The sequence below is a fragment of the Candidatus Moraniibacteriota bacterium genome, from assembly GCA_016699425.1.
Taxonomy (GTDB): domain Bacteria; phylum Patescibacteriota; class Minisyncoccia; order Moranbacterales; family UBA1568; genus SSEF01.
Genome location: CP064975.1, coordinates 426793 through 441019, shown reverse-complemented (window position 1 = coordinate 441019; position 14227 = coordinate 426793). Strand labels below are relative to the sequence as shown.

Below are 14227 nucleotides of genomic sequence, written 5' to 3'. Positions count from 1 at the left end.
ATTTTTCAGAATGTATGCGTATTCTCTTCGTCTCACGTGCGTTCCCACCGACCATCGGCGGTATCGAGCAGCAGAATGCTGACCTCGCCCGTTTTCTTGGGGGTCAGTGCGAGCTGACTCTCATCGCCAACCGCCGCGGGAAGAGTTTCCTTCCGATATTTTTTCCATTCGCGCTCGTCAAAACTCTCTTCCTCCTCCCAAGTCATGATGCCCTCCTCCTCGGTGACGGTGTCCTCGCGCCACTTGGTGCTATCGCGAAAATTTTCTTTCCACGAAAAGCAGTCGTATCAGTCGTCCATGGCCTCGATCTCACCTTTGCCGAAAAGTCAGGCTTCCTGCCGCGCGTTTACCGATTCTTTCACTTTCCTTCGCTGTGCGCCCTCGATGGTGTTATTTGCGTGAGTCAGGAAACGAAACGAGTCGCCCTCCGTATCGGTATCGCGCCCGAACGTGCTTTCGTTATTCCAAACGGCATCCATCCCGAGACTTTTGCCGGTGAATATGAACGGACAGAACTGGAAAAACTCCTTGGAAGAGACATCGCCGGCCGGCAGATCATCCTCCGCTTGGGCCGCTTCGTCGAACACAAGGGCGTCGAATGGTTTATCCGAAATGTCATGCCGAAGCTCCCCGTGTCAGTGCTCTTCGTCGCTGCGGGTGGAGTCGCCAAAAAAGGCGTCCCGGGTGACACGAGTTTCTTCCCGCGCTGCGAACAGGCCGTCCGAGAGCTTGGTCTGCAGGATCGGGTCATCCTCCTCATGAATCTTCCCGGAAAAGACGTCCAACTCCTCCTCCACACAGCCGATGTCGCCGTCGCGCCCAATATCCCCGTCCCAGGGACCATGGAAGGGTTCGGTATTTCGGTCCTCGAAGCGAGCATCTCCCGCCTCCCGATCGTCGTCTCCCGTCTGGAAGGACTTCAGGAAGCTGTCGTGGATGGTGAGAACGGCGTCTTTGCCGAGGCGGGAAATGCCGCGGACTTCGTGCAGAAAATCAACACCTTCCTCACTGATGAGCAGAAACGTCAGGCTTTCGGCGAACGATCGGCTCGCTATACACGGGAACACTTTCATTGGTCGATCATCAGCCAACGCTATGCTGCGCTTCTCGAAGACTTCGTGAAAAGCGTAACCAACACGCACTAATATTATGGACGCACTCCTCCATACCGCCGCATTCCTCCTCGCCCTCATCGGCGCTTTCTTCGTCCCCGGTTTCATCTGGTGGCGCGCGATTTTCAGCCGCGTGTTCTCTGGATTAGAAGAGATCGTCTTCAGCTTCCTCACGAGCCTCGCAGCGATCGATCTCATCATGCTCCTCCTCGGACGGTTCGGTCTCCCGCTCTCGCTCCCGTATGTCGGCAGTTCACTTGTCTTCCTTATCCTCTTGGGTGGAGCGATACTCTGGGCGAAGAAGCCCCTTGCCGGGACTATAAACGATCCCGTGCCGACTTTCACGAAAAACGGCCTTCGTATTTTCTTCGTGCTCTTTGCGTTGACCCTTCTCATTCGTACCATCTATCTCGCGCCAAACATCCTCCCCACCGCGACCGACCTCGGCCATCATGTCTACTGGTCCGAGATGATCCGCGAGACCAAAGCCCTCCCAAACTACGAAAAAATCGAGATCGTCGTCGATCCCGCGACTGGCACGGCAACCGTCGCCCCGCCCCGCGGTATCGCTGACTTCATCATCGGCGAACATCTCCCGCTCGCGTTTCTCTCCGAACTTTCGAGCCTCGACTTCACGAGCGCGTTCCCGATTCTCTTCCTGCATATCATCAATCTCCTCTCCGTCCTCGCAGTGACAGCGCTCGCGTTTCGCGTCGCGCAGCCGTTCGAGAAAGACATCCGTCCCGAGTATGTCGCACTCTTTGTTCTCCTCATCCTCGGGCCGCTCTTCGCCTTGGCCTCACCCCAGGCGAAATTCGTGACTGGCGGCGTCGTGGGCAATCTCTTTGGCAATCTCTTCATCCCGGCGGTGCTACTCCTCTTCTATCGCGGGCTCCATGAGCGACGTTCGGTCTTCATCGCGGTTGGGCTGTTCTTCGCGTTCATCCTCGCCTACACTCATCATCTCTCGACCCTTGTCCTGGCATTCATCCTCGCTGGCACGATCGCCATCACGGCGCTCGGCCTCATGATGAGCAAGCGTAACTTCCTCCGTGATTGGCTTCGCCTCGCTTTCTCTCCAGCAGTACTATCAGTCCTCCTCCTCGCCGGACTCTTCATGGGATTCGCCCTGCTCCCGACTTATCTCGATACCGCCGCGATCGATTCCGCTATCGGCACCCCGACCAAAACGACGCGCACCGGGCTTTCCTTCTTCCAAGTCTCGAACTCCATCGGCATGGGAAAAGTCGCGCTCGGAGTCTTTGGCATTCTTCTCGTGCTTGGCTTCGTCCGCCGCCGACCGATCGAGAGCGGGTTTGTCATCGGCTGGGGCGGCATCCTCCTCGTCATGGCCATGTATCCGCATCTTCTCCTCCTCGATATCCCTTCGAGCCGCATCGGGAGCTACTTGGCCTATCCGCTCGCGCTCGCGGCCGCTTTCGCACTCACCTGGCTCGCTGGCGCGCTCTGGAGTCGATCAAACCTCCCAGTGGATTTCCGAATGCTCGCGACCGCTGCTATCCTCGTCTTCCTCGTCGGCTCGGGCTCTTTCGACAATGCGAGCTCGCTCAGCACCAAGGACCGCTCAAAGGAACTCGTCCAGACCTTTGCGGCGACTAGCTACCTGGCCGACCACGCCGATGGCGCCATGATCCTGAAGGACCACAACTACCTCTCCGCCGACGCCTGGATGAAGCTCTCCTTCCACCGCGACTATGGCTATCCACTCTCGCGCGGACTCTTTGGCCGCTACGAAGAGGGCGGCAATCGCCGTGAGCGCTGCACCCTCGCGATGATCTCGACGCCCAACACCGCTTTCGGCGAAGCCTGCTTCAAAACGACCGAGGTCCGCTATCTCGTCGTGAACCCCGAGTACGACAAGGCGCAGTTCGAGAAATCCGACTCCTTCTCCAAGCTCTACACCAGCCAAACCGCCGCTATCTTTGAACGAACCGAAAAATAAGTGAAATTTACGGCTTCAATAAGCCTCTTTTTATATTGACTGATAGCACGTTTTATGCTACCATGTGTTGTCCGATGAATTCCTCGTCGGCACCAACCTAATCGGAGGTTTCCATGTCCAAGTTCCTTACCACGCTATTCGTCACCCTGCTGTCGATCGTCACTTCCTGCGCGCATGCCGAAGACACGGACAACTACGCACTCCTCTCGAAGAAGGGGATGCCGGAAATCACCGTGAGCTATCGCCTGGACAGTCCGAAAGCCGACAGAAACGCAGTCGAGTTTGCATTCAAGGACATCCAGGCCGCCTTTGCCAAAGACGGCTGGGTGATTGTCGGAAACGACTGGACGAAGGTTCCTGAAAGCACGAACGAAATCCGTCGTCAAACCGACCGCACCGGGCGTTGTTTCGTTGATGTCATTGGCGTGCCCGAAACCGTCCACATTCAGGCAAAGTGTGGTCCCGGCAACCTGTACGGCAACGGCGTCTTCGTGCAAGCTGAGATTAACCCAGTGACATCACGTAACTGGCGAAATGACGTCATTAAGGTTCCGAACATCCTCCACAAAATCTATGTCCACTACGTGAAATTGGACACCATTGGGCTGGCCAGGTTCGTACCCACCTGGTAGCCATGCAGCAATAGGCTGCGTCAACCGACGCTATAATGACCCCGCCTACAAGAGGGTCGTTTTCTTTTTGTGTAAAAAAAAACGGCACATCCAACTCGACATGCCGGTCACCTTTTGACGCCCGGGGCGTATTTCAAGGTCGGCTCCGCGGATGCTTGCGCACCGTATACCTCGGGGGGCTGCCCGCGAGATCATTCTCTCGGTCCTGCACGCTGTGCTTCCAGACCTTCGAGCGCATCAAAGCCCTCCGCCCTATCCTACACAGGCCTCACTAGTAACAGAAAAAGACTAGTACAAGGTGAGAAATAAGTGAAAACTACGGCTCTATAAAGCCACTTTTTAGTTTGACTGATGGCACAAAACGTGCTATCATATGCAGTCCGATGAATTCTCATCGGCATCAACAACTGGAGGTTTCCATGCTCAAGCTCTTTATCATCGCCGCCCTCGCCCTCGTGTCCGCCACTGCCCTGGCGCAGGATGTGACTGACGAGGCCATCTGCCGTGCGGCCGGTATCGGCGCTGGCAACATCAGCAACTATAAGGCCTCGGTCTTCGACAAGGAACCCCACGAGACGATGCTGGTCATCTTGTCGGCAACGGTCAGCCTTACCAAACAACCACGCTACTTGCAAGAAAAGGTCAACGTCGCCAAGATCAACGCTGCTTCGCCGAAGTCTTGGCCCTCCGTCCAAGCCGCGCTGAACGAGTTCGGCAAGCTTTGTCCTTGCGGCGGCCAAGCGCCATGCTCCATGCCGGTGACCAATCCGTTGAAGGTGAAGGACTGACTAAGTCCCACGAGGCCGCTTCAACCGAAGCTACAACGACCCCGCCTACAAGAGGGTCGTTTTCTTTTTGTGTAAAAAAAAACGGCACATCCAACTCGACATGCCGGTCACCTTTTGACGCCCGGGGCGTATTTCACGGTCGGCTCCGCGGATGCTTGCGCACCTTATACCTCGACAGTTGCCCATCGCGATCATTCTCTCGGTCCTGCACGCTGTGCTTCCAGACTTTCGAGCGCTTCAAAGCCTCCGCCCTATTCTACACAGACCTCACCCATGACAGTGACGGACTAGCAGCAATCAAAATATTTCGCAAATTCTGGCTTTTTCAAGCCTCATTTTAATAGTTGACTGATGGCACGTTATATGCTATCATATAAAGTCTGATGAGATTCCCTCGTCAGACGTCAATCCAAACAGGAGTGTAAACATGTCCAAGTTCCTTCTCATTGCCCTTCTCGCTACCATGTCTGCCGCTGCCCTGGCACAGACTGTGACCAACGAAGCCATCTGCCGCGCGGCCGGTATCGGCGCTGGCAACATCTCGAACTACAAGGCCGCGGTCTTCGACGAGAAGCCTCACGAAACCATGATGGAGATCACCTTTGCTTTGGCCAACCTCAAGGGACAGCCGCGCCACCTTCGCGAGAAGGTCGATCTGGCCGTGGTCAAGGCTGCGTCGCCGAATTCGTGGACGTCCGTCCAAGCTGCGCTGAACGAGTTCGGCAAGCTTTGCCCTTGCGGCGGCCAATCGCCCTGCTCCAGCGGCCCGCTGAAAATGATCGAGAAGGTGAACTAGGGTTCACCAAGGCGCTTCAACCGAAGCTACGACGACCCACCTCAGAGGTCGTCTTCTTTTTGCCTCTTAGTCTGCTAGTGACCGCTTGAATCCTTGTTCTATCGCTTCACGATCGAGGTTTTGGCCGATGACGACGATGACGGATTCGCGTTTTTCATTTTCTTTCCACTCGCGGTCTGGGGTGACGGTATAGAGCGCATGGACACCCTGCAGGACAGCGTGTTTGCCTGGGTACTCGTCCGAATAGATGATGCCCTTGTAGCGGAGGAGGTCGGGGCCGAGGCTATTCTGAAGCTCCCCGATCCAGGCATAAAGCCGGTCGATATCGATTAACTTATCTGTTTTTAGAACAACGCTCGAGATGCCGTGTGTATGGCTCGTGTGGTCATGTCCTTGGACGGTTTCGGGTGCCGCAAAGAAACGCCGCTCGCGGAAGAGCTCGGCATTCGGGATCACTCCCATGACAGTCGCTATGATCGGAGCCGCAGGATTGATGGCTTGAATTTTTGACTCGATCTCAGACATACGTTTTTTTCTTTCTTCGCTCTCTCCCTCGCCCAAGAAGAGATCGGTCTTGGACAGGAGGATGAGGTCGGCGAGCGCGATCTGCTCGGCTGCTACGGGCAGGTACCCGAGCTGCTTTTCGATATGGACGGCATCGACGACCGTGACGATGGCCGCTATTTCATAGGCTGCCATGAGGACATCATCCATCATGAATGTCTGGACGAGCGGGATGGGATCAGCCAAGCCCGTGGTCTCGATCACAATCCGATCGAAAACAAGTGGGGCAGCACTTTCCCCTGCTTCGGCCATTTCTCCTGCCATGCCGAGTTTCCGCTTCAGAAGGTCAGTCAGGGTCTCGACCAAGTCATTGCGGACCGTGCAGCAGATGCAGCCATTGTCGAGCGTGACGAGGTGCTCCTCGCCCCCGACCACCAACGCCCCATCGATCCCGACCGCGCCGAATTCATTGACGATGACCACGATCTTCTCACCGGTCTTGGACGAGAGAATATGGTTGAGGAGCGTGGTCTTGCCGGCGCCGAGGAAGCCCGTCAGGATAGTGACTGGGATCTTCTTGAATACTGGTGAAAGTTTCTCAGACATAACCATAGGTCACTGCATCATAGGCAGCGCTCAATCATACGTCAATAACCTACTCCCGTCACTTTATTGTACAAATCCAGTAACGGTAGTAACACACTTTGTACAATAAATCTCAACCACAGCATCAGTTCCTCTGTAGGCCAAAGTGTTTGAGCAATTTTGGCTCTAATTCAATTTCTGCTGCTTCAATATACAAGACTTCTTTCCCCAGCGCGAAGTGAAATTTGAGTAACACACTGAGCTCTCGACAAGGGTACGGATAAACCCACACGCTATCCTGCAGGTGATAAAATCCCGCCTCATATAAGGCTCGCAATAACAGTATTCGTTTAGAACGTCGCTTTTCACTAATATCATAGGTCACTATACGCCACTTTTCATCCCATTTTTTTGGAATAGTGAGCGCACCCATCGAGAGTCTCAGCTTCGCCAACTGTGCCGCCCCTTTCTTGGTAAGCATATAAAAACTTGCTCCATTTTTTCGTACCTTATGGATATGCTGCTGTTGGATGAGCTTATCTAGGGTTTGATCAATAGACTTTTTGTCTGATCGGCGGCGATTTCGCGTGGGTATCGCCTGAAGCAGTTTCAGAGCGTTTGGAGCAACGAGACTGATCGCAACGAGGCCCGTCATCCCAACGACACCGAGGAGCACTCCACTGATCGAGATGTTACCCGTATGTTTGGCTGAAGCTCCGTACCAAATAGCTTCTTGAGTTTTCGGATGCATAAGAATCTTGGATAGAATAACTTCTCTTTGTACAAAGACTGGTACTATAGTAACACACTTTGTACAGGTAGAGGAAACGGGATTTAGGGTTTGCGTGCGGGTTCTGAGAGTATGTGGAAATATTACTTTATTCCCAGTATACTAGCGGTACTGCTATGACTGAAAAACGCCTCATTTTTGGCTTGATTGTTCTCTTTGCGCTTTCGGCCGCGTACCTGTTTTCGGTGAACGAACGGGGGCTTGATCCGAACACTGGGAAAAACTGGTGGAGCTTGTCTTTCGCCGAACCGAAGAACGCGGCGAGCCTCGACTTTGTCGTCTCAAACCATACGACAACTGCTGACTTCCGCTACACTATCTCGGCCGATGATCAGACCCTCGCCACGGGCGTATTCGTAGTCGAACCCGGGAACGATATGACACACGTCCCTTCGATACCATTCATGCCCGTCTCTGGACGTATCACCATCACCGTCTCGCACGATGGCCGCGACGAAACCATCTATCGCTCACTATGAAGCAAATCCTCCTCGCGACCCGACCGATTGTCCCGCCTTGGGATGAAGCCTCAAAAAACTTTGCGTACTTTTTAGCCAAAAACATTCGCAATGAAGATTTGACGATGCATGTTCTGACAACCCCGGAAGGACTCAAGGATATGGGTACCAACGTCATTCTTCACCCACTCTATTCAAAACAAAAAACTGGAGCTAAATCACATTATCCATTTCTTCAGAAAGCGAGACTTCCGCTCTATTTATTTGCTCAGAGTTTTAAATACGACATTGTTCACTACCTCTTTACTCCGACACTCTTCAATGCTTTTGTCATAAAGTACTTTACACCTTTCCGTCCTAAAAGTATCCAAACCGTCGCGACACTTCGTGAAGATCGATACCCTCGAAATCTTCTCAAACACCTTTTCTTCGCAGATCAACTCGCAACTTACACCGATGCGACCAAGACGAAACTGAATGCGCTCGGCTTCGACAATGTCGAGCGGATCTATCCCGGCATCGATCTGGAAAAGTATCAGCCCCGGCCGAAGAGCCAGGCCGTCCTTGATTCATACAACCTCACACCCGAGGATTTCCTGGTCGTCTACCCTGGCGAATACACTCGGCTCGGCGCGACAGACTATCTCGTCGAAACGCTCATTCGCCATTTCACAGCTCCGATCTCTGAACCGTTTATTTTCCTCTTTGCCTGCCGGATCAAGAACGAAGCCGATCGAGTGAAACGCGAAGAAGTACGGGAACGGTTCCGTCAGGCCGGCTGCCTCGAACATATCCGCTTCGACGATGGCAATGCCACCGCCGATATGGCCACCGTCTACAATACCGCGGATGTGATCGCATTTCCTGTGGGCGACCTCCGTGGCAAATTCGACGTCCCGCTCGTCATCATCGAGGCCTATGCCTGCGGAAAGCCCGTCATCCTCTCTGACTTGGAAGCCTTTCGAGAGTTCTCAAATGACCAAATTTCTGTTACCATCCCCAGGCTCGATGACCAGGCACTGATCGATACTATCCTTTATTTAAAGCATAATTCGGATACTCGGGCAGCAATCGGGCAAACCGCTCGGACCTATGCCGAAACACATTTCGACCTCCGAGAAACGGCCCGACACTACGGTGAACTCTACGCTTCCCTCTAACTTGTTACCGTTTATTCGTATGCTAATTGAACTTTCACGAGATCAAATGCGCTTTTCTCAAACGCTCCTTGGGACCGATACGGCCTGGTTATGGGTAGGTTCGGCTTATAGTGCGCTTGATAATGATGACACCCGTGTCAAAGAAACTCGAGAATTAATGGAAAAATACTATCCTCATGTTCCGTACGGAATGTGGGTTGGAAATAAGCTCGATGATACAATGATGCCTCTCTCCGCCAATAAAGACGGATACTACTCTCTCGATACTTCTTGGTGGCCGGTAGGAGTCTACCGTATCAATCTGCACACGACTCAAGGCAGGGAGTCACCGTTCGGATCTAAGCTCCATCCCGAAAAACGCGATCAGGATTGTTCATGGGCTGCTCTCGAAAATTTCCAATCTGGTCTCGCTGACTTTCTCCATAAAGAAGAAAATGGTGCTGGTTATTCACTACGCTTTCTTATTCGCCCCAATCGTTCCATTGAACCCTTCGGCGACCACAAATAAAATCCTATGTTCGAAGACGCCATCAAGAAAATCGGCAATCTCAAGCAAGAAATGAAGACGGACCAGATGAAAGTCCCCGTCGTCTTCCATGTCGGCGACGACCTGATGCCAAGCGATGCGACGCTAGAACAACTCGAAAGTGTCGCGAGTAACGACACGGTGTTCCATCACATCGCGGCCATGGCCGACGTCCACTCCAAGCCAGGCCGCAAGAACGCCACCGGTACAACGGTCACTTCGGAACACCACATCCTCCCCCAGGTCAATGACTCCGATCCGGCCTGTGGCATGCGCCTGGTGAAGACCAATCTGACCGAGAACAATATCACGCCTGAGGAACTCGATGTGCTCTTTCAGGCGCTCGTCGCGACCGTCCCGACGAAGCAGTTTGTCGGTACCCGGGTTTCCTTTGATACCGTCGTCGATATCTGCCGGGGCGGCATTCGTCCGCTCATCACGGCGCTCGGTATCGAGACGAAGAACGAGGAGACGCACTGCATCGAAAGTGGAAATTTCTTCGGCAGCGAGGTTTCACGCGAGAGCATCTACAGCGTCATCCCGAAACTCTTCCTCTGGTTTGCAACCTTTCGGCTTGGCATCCTCGGCGCGGCCGGTAATCACTTCCTTGACCTCATGAAAGTGACCGGCATCGAAGACGAAGAGACCGCCAAGAAATTCGGTCTCCAAAACGGCCAATACGTCTTCATGGTCCACTGTGGATCGGGCATCCTCGGCCAATACACGATGTACATGTACACGGCGAAAAAGCGCGAGCACCTCTCGCAGGCCATCATGGTCGAGCTCGGCAAGTTTCTCTTCCGCTCACCGCTCCGGCCAGTGTACGATCGGATCGCAAAGAAGATCAAAGCCTACCAGTTCGGCGCCAAAGAAGAGCTCTTCACCTATGATGGCCACGGACCGGAAGGCGAGATGTACATGGCGGCGCGCAATGCCTGCTCCAACTTCGCTCATGCGAACCGTGCGACCATCACCCACAACGTGAGTGAGACGGTAAAGCAGGTCCTCGGCCGTGATCCTGAGCTCGAGCTCCTCTACGACATGCCGCATATCCTTGTTTCGGAGGAAGAGCACTACGGGAAGTCCGTCTGGGTACACCGCAACGGCACGAGCCGCGCCTATGGTCCATCGCGCATGGCGGGACACCCGCTGTTCAAGGATACGGGCGAGCCCGCTTTCATCCCGAGCTCGATGTCAACCGAAGCCTTCCTCTGCGTCGGCATGGACGGCAACGAGTCGAGCTTCTACTCCTGCAATCATGGCGCCGGCAAGGCCAAGTCAAAATCGGATACGATTGTCCCTGAGGACAAGTCAGCTCTCCATGAGAAACTCACAGCCCGCGGTGTGAGGCTCTACAATGGCCAGTCCTCCAAAGTCATCGAACAGGACAGTGCGCACTACAAGCGGATCGACGACATCATCGCGACGGTCAAAGAAAACAATATCGTCAAGCCCGTCGCCCGCCTCATGCCCGTCTCGATCATCATGTACTAACCTCCTATGCCCGTTTACATTACCTACTTTGTTCATGGCACCACTACGGATAACGAACGACATGTATCTTCTGGTTGGAAAGATGTCGAACTTTCCGAACTTGGAGTCAAGCAGTCCGTTGACTTGAAAGAGCAGACCAAAGACAAGACATTTGATGTTGTTTTCTGTTCTGATTTACAGCGCGCCCACAACTCGGCAAAGCTCTCATGGGAAGGTCTCTATGTAATTATCCCCGATGCCAGACTGCGTGAGTGTAATTATGGAACACTCAATGGCGCTTCATCTGATATCGTTGAGCCCATGCAGGAAGAAGAATGCATTGAAAAGCCATTTCCGGAAGGAGAAAGCTATGAGGATGTCAAAGCACGTGTGGCAGACTTTCTCGAATTCCTGAAGAAAAACTACGACGGGAAACGTGTTGCCATCGTTGCGCATAAGGCTCCACAACTCTCGCTGGATGTTCTGATCAATGGCAAGACATGGAAGCAAGCGCTCGCAGATGATTGGCGGAAGACGAAGAACTGGCAACCTGGTTGGGAGTACATTCTATCAGAAGACTCACGGTAATCACGTCATTTCTTTGCTGTGAAAATCATCACCTTCAGCGGCATTGATGGATCGGGGAAGTCGAGCCAGCTCGCGCTGCTCCGGAAATACGTAGAGACAGGCGGCGCCCGAGTCGCTTACTTCCACGCCGTCGAGTGGAGTCTGCCTCAGGCAGCCAAACGACTGTTCCGCCGTCACGCAAGCCAGCCCGGCACAGCGAAAGCGGTCATCAAGAGCTCGGGCCTCGGCGTGCTCTTGCGTCAGATCATTCTCTTCGTCGATGTCCTTCGATTCCGACGGTATGTCCGCCGCCTCGAGCACGCTGATACTGACTACCTCCTCTCCGATCGCTATCTCTATGATTCCCTCGTCAATATCGCCTATCTCGACGGTACTCTGCTCAAGACACCGTATGCTGCCTGGATGACGCGTCTCATCCCAAAACCCAACCATGCATTCTTCCTCTCGATCGACCCGGAGCGCGTCATGGCGCGCGAACGACAGCCCGAGCAAGGTCTCGCCTACCTGAAAGACAAACAACTGCTCTTTGCCGAGGCGGCGGCGCTTTGGGACTTTATCCTTGTCGAAGCTGATGACAACCCAGAAAAAATCCATCAGACGGTTCTTGAACGACTATGAGCACCTTCTCCCGATCCCTCTTCTGGTTATCGCTCTCCGAGATCGTCTTCAACTTGGCTGGCTATATCATCCACTCTGCGATGGGGCGCATCCTTGGGCCCTCCGACTACGGCCGATTCGGGCTCGTCGTCACTCTCACCACCATGATCATCGTGCTCATCGGCAATGGCATCCCGACCGCCATGTCCAAATACCTGAGCGAAGTCTTCGAAACGACACCAGAAAAAATCTACGGGATTCGCAGGGCAGCCGCTCGACTCCAGTTCTTCCTCATGGGATCGGTCACTGTCATATTTTTCCTCTTTGCGCCCGTGATTGCCGTGCTCCTCAATGACCCTGGTCTGACACCTCTCTTCCGACTCTCCGCGCTCATCATCCCAGCATTCTCGGCGGCCTCTTTCAATGCCTTCTTCTTCACGGGCCTGCACTTCTTCCGAATCCAGGCCATGCTCAAAATGAGCCGGGCCCTGGCGCGGATTATTTTCATCATCCTTTTCGGCTATTACTTCGGTGTCCAGGGAGCGATCAGTGGCTATATCGCCGCCCCGCTCGTCGTCTTCCTCATCGGACTCATTGCCGAACGAATAACGATGAAGCGACACTTCCTGGCCGCCCACAGCACAAAAGACGAATCATTGTTTTCCATGCGAACAATTCTCCAGTACGCCTGGCCAGTCACCCTCTTTCTGCTTTTTTATGAGTGTATCCTCACCCTCGACCTGTATTTCGTCAAAGCCATGCTCGGAAGCGACCACCTAACCGGGATCTACAATGCCGCTATCACCGTCGGTCGCATCCCCTACTACCTCTTCTACGCCCTCGCCCTCATCATGCTCCCAACCGTATCCAAGCTTAACGCAGAGCGTGACGAGGCCGAAACCACCCGTTTCATCACTCAGGCCCTGCGCTTACTCACACTCCTGCTCTTCCCGATGGTGGCCCTCCTCATTGCTTTCGCGCCAGAAGTACTCAATCTCTTCTATGGCGGTCAGTATGCCGAAGCAGTTGCGCCGATGCGGATCTACGCGGTCGGTGTCGGCTTCCTCACCATTTTCTATATCCTCGCTTTTGCACTCAATGGTGCAGGACAAGCCCGAGTGCCGATGAAACTCACCTTGTTCGGTATGATTGGTATCATCCTCCTCAATCTCTATTTCATCCCCCGCTACGGGATCACCGGCGCCGCGATGGCGACGACGATTATCTCTGGCGTCCTGATGCTCTCGATACTCGCCTATACCGAGCTTCACTTCAAAGCGCGACTCTCACTCAGACTCATCGCGGTTTCGCTTCTCGGCATGGTGAGTATTGTCATCGCTGCCCGATATCTCCCCCGGACACATCTTTTTTTCATCGCATCCGGATCCTTCCTCACAGGAGTGCATTTTCTCATGTTGCGTGCATTTGGAGTCCTCACGCCGGCTGATACCGCTCCACTCCTTCGATTATTCACGAAGAAAGCGCCTTAAAAAGGCATACCCGAGGCATTTCTTTACCTCTCTTTCGGGGGACTTGACAGAAGATAGAAAATGCCCTTGTGGAATTCTCCTTTTGGGAGTATACCAATGGTATGAAACAAGGGTGACTTTCGTGGGTTTTTACCATGATTGTTGTATCAGTGTTCAATGTTCTGTGAAAGGAGTTCATCATGAACACCGCACAGGTGTTGCAGTTTAGTACCTATTGGGATTCCTTTGCGGTTCTTTTTCGAAAGTTCCTGGAGGAAACCCGCTTCTCCAACGAGGCGGCCATCCAGGTTGCTCTCGCAACGAACCGACCCCGAGCAAAGGGCAACCAGGATGATGAGCAAAGGGCTATGCTCCGACTGCTCCGGATCTCGGCCGCTATCCGTCCCTTCCTCGAGTACAATCATGTACTCACCGAGTGCAGCGGAATCCCGCTGATCCATGCACTTGAAGTGCGGCTGCTCCGGACTTTCGTCCGAAACTTCCAGCGAGTGGAGCATGGACTTAGCCGTCGCATGGGTATCTGCTGGACCGAGTGGCGGCGACCTGGTTCATACCGGGACCGGCTCTCAGCGCTCCTCTGCGTTGATTCCAGCCTGTACCGACGTGTGCTCTTGTCGGATACGGCCACGCCGTCAGCCGTCAACGCACTGCTGACCGAGCTCTCCCGAGCGCTTACCGCAACCGAAGCAACCGTGGGTCTCGCCGCATGAAACGCCTGACTCCGGCCATACCCCGACCACCTCGAACCATGAGGTTGGCCGGGGC

Annotated in this window: 15 protein-coding genes; 13 read left to right on the top strand and 2 right to left on the bottom strand. The window is 53.9% G+C overall.

From position 1 onward, the window contains the following. Positions 1-14: 14 nt before the first annotated feature. The 5 genes from IPJ68_02150 (at position 15) to IPJ68_02130 (ending at position 5291) form a co-directional block, all read left to right on the top strand. Positions 15-1145 (top strand): glycosyltransferase family 4 protein, encoded by a 1131-nt coding sequence (locus IPJ68_02150; GenBank protein QQR79053.1) that lies wholly within the window; start codon positions 15-17, stop codon positions 1143-1145. A 4-nt stretch (positions 1146-1149) separates the two neighbouring features. Next, positions 1150-3075 carry a hypothetical protein gene (locus tag IPJ68_02145; GenBank protein QQR79052.1) on the top strand — a complete coding sequence of 642 codons (1926 nt, stop codon included), beginning with the start codon at positions 1150-1152 and terminating at the stop codon, positions 3073-3075. A 113-nt stretch (positions 3076-3188) separates the two neighbouring features. Next, positions 3189-3707 (top strand): hypothetical protein, encoded by a 519-nt coding sequence (locus IPJ68_02140; GenBank protein ID QQR79051.1) that lies wholly within the window; start codon positions 3189-3191, stop codon positions 3705-3707. Between the two features lie 419 nt (positions 3708-4126). After that, positions 4127-4495 (top strand): hypothetical protein, encoded by a 369-nt coding sequence (locus IPJ68_02135; GenBank protein ID QQR79050.1) that lies wholly within the window; start codon positions 4127-4129, stop codon positions 4493-4495. 427 nt (positions 4496-4922) lie between these two features. Beyond that, positions 4923-5291, top strand: coding sequence for a hypothetical protein (locus IPJ68_02130; protein QQR79049.1), 369 nt, complete (start codon positions 4923-4925; stop codon positions 5289-5291). 66 nt (positions 5292-5357) lie between these two features. Here the strand turns inward: IPJ68_02130 and IPJ68_02125 are convergent, their stop codons facing one another. Continuing rightward, positions 5358-6401: a GTP-binding protein gene (locus IPJ68_02125; GenBank protein ID QQR79048.1), complete on the bottom strand. Its 1044-nt coding sequence runs from the start codon at positions 6399-6401 to the stop codon at positions 5358-5360. A 124-nt stretch (positions 6402-6525) separates the two neighbouring features. After that, complete coding sequence (locus IPJ68_02120; GenBank protein QQR79047.1) at positions 6526-7131, bottom strand: hypothetical protein; 606 nt, start codon at positions 7129-7131, stop codon at positions 6526-6528. Positions 7132-7286: 155 nt separating this feature from the next. Between IPJ68_02120 and IPJ68_02115 the strand changes: the two genes are divergently transcribed. From IPJ68_02115 to IPJ68_02080, 8 genes are all read left to right on the top strand, one after another. Then, positions 7287-7649, top strand: coding sequence for a hypothetical protein (locus IPJ68_02115; protein QQR79046.1), 363 nt, complete (start codon positions 7287-7289; stop codon positions 7647-7649). Beyond that, positions 7646-8788 carry a glycosyltransferase family 4 protein gene (locus IPJ68_02110; GenBank protein QQR79045.1) on the top strand — a complete coding sequence of 381 codons (1143 nt, stop codon included), beginning with the start codon at positions 7646-7648 and terminating at the stop codon, positions 8786-8788. Before IPJ68_02115 ends, IPJ68_02110 begins: the two co-directional genes overlap by 4 nt. A gap of 19 nt (positions 8789-8807) precedes the next feature. Continuing rightward, positions 8808-9296, top strand: a complete 489-nt coding sequence (locus IPJ68_02105) for a hypothetical protein (protein ID QQR79044.1) — start codon at positions 8808-8810, stop codon at positions 9294-9296. Between the two features lie 6 nt (positions 9297-9302). Further along, positions 9303-10808, top strand: a complete 1506-nt coding sequence (locus IPJ68_02100) for an RtcB family protein (GenBank protein ID QQR79043.1) — start codon at positions 9303-9305, stop codon at positions 10806-10808. Between the two features lie 6 nt (positions 10809-10814). Next, on the top strand, positions 10815-11375 hold the full coding sequence (locus tag IPJ68_02095; GenBank protein QQR79042.1) for a histidine phosphatase family protein: 561 nt from the start codon (positions 10815-10817) through the stop codon (positions 11373-11375). Positions 11376-11393: 18 nt separating this feature from the next. Next, positions 11394-11993: a hypothetical protein gene (locus tag IPJ68_02090; GenBank protein QQR79041.1), complete on the top strand. Its 600-nt coding sequence runs from the start codon at positions 11394-11396 to the stop codon at positions 11991-11993. Beyond that, a complete protein-coding gene (locus IPJ68_02085) occupies positions 11990-13462 on the top strand; it encodes a flippase (GenBank protein QQR79040.1) in 1473 nt (490 codons plus the stop codon). Before IPJ68_02090 ends, IPJ68_02085 begins: the two co-directional genes overlap by 4 nt. Before the next feature lie 179 nt (positions 13463-13641). Next, the gene (locus IPJ68_02080; protein QQR79039.1) at positions 13642-14172 is read left to right on the top strand and encodes a hypothetical protein; all 531 of its coding nucleotides are present in this window, start codon (positions 13642-13644) and stop codon (positions 14170-14172) included. The last annotated feature ends 55 nt before the right edge of the window (positions 14173-14227 follow it).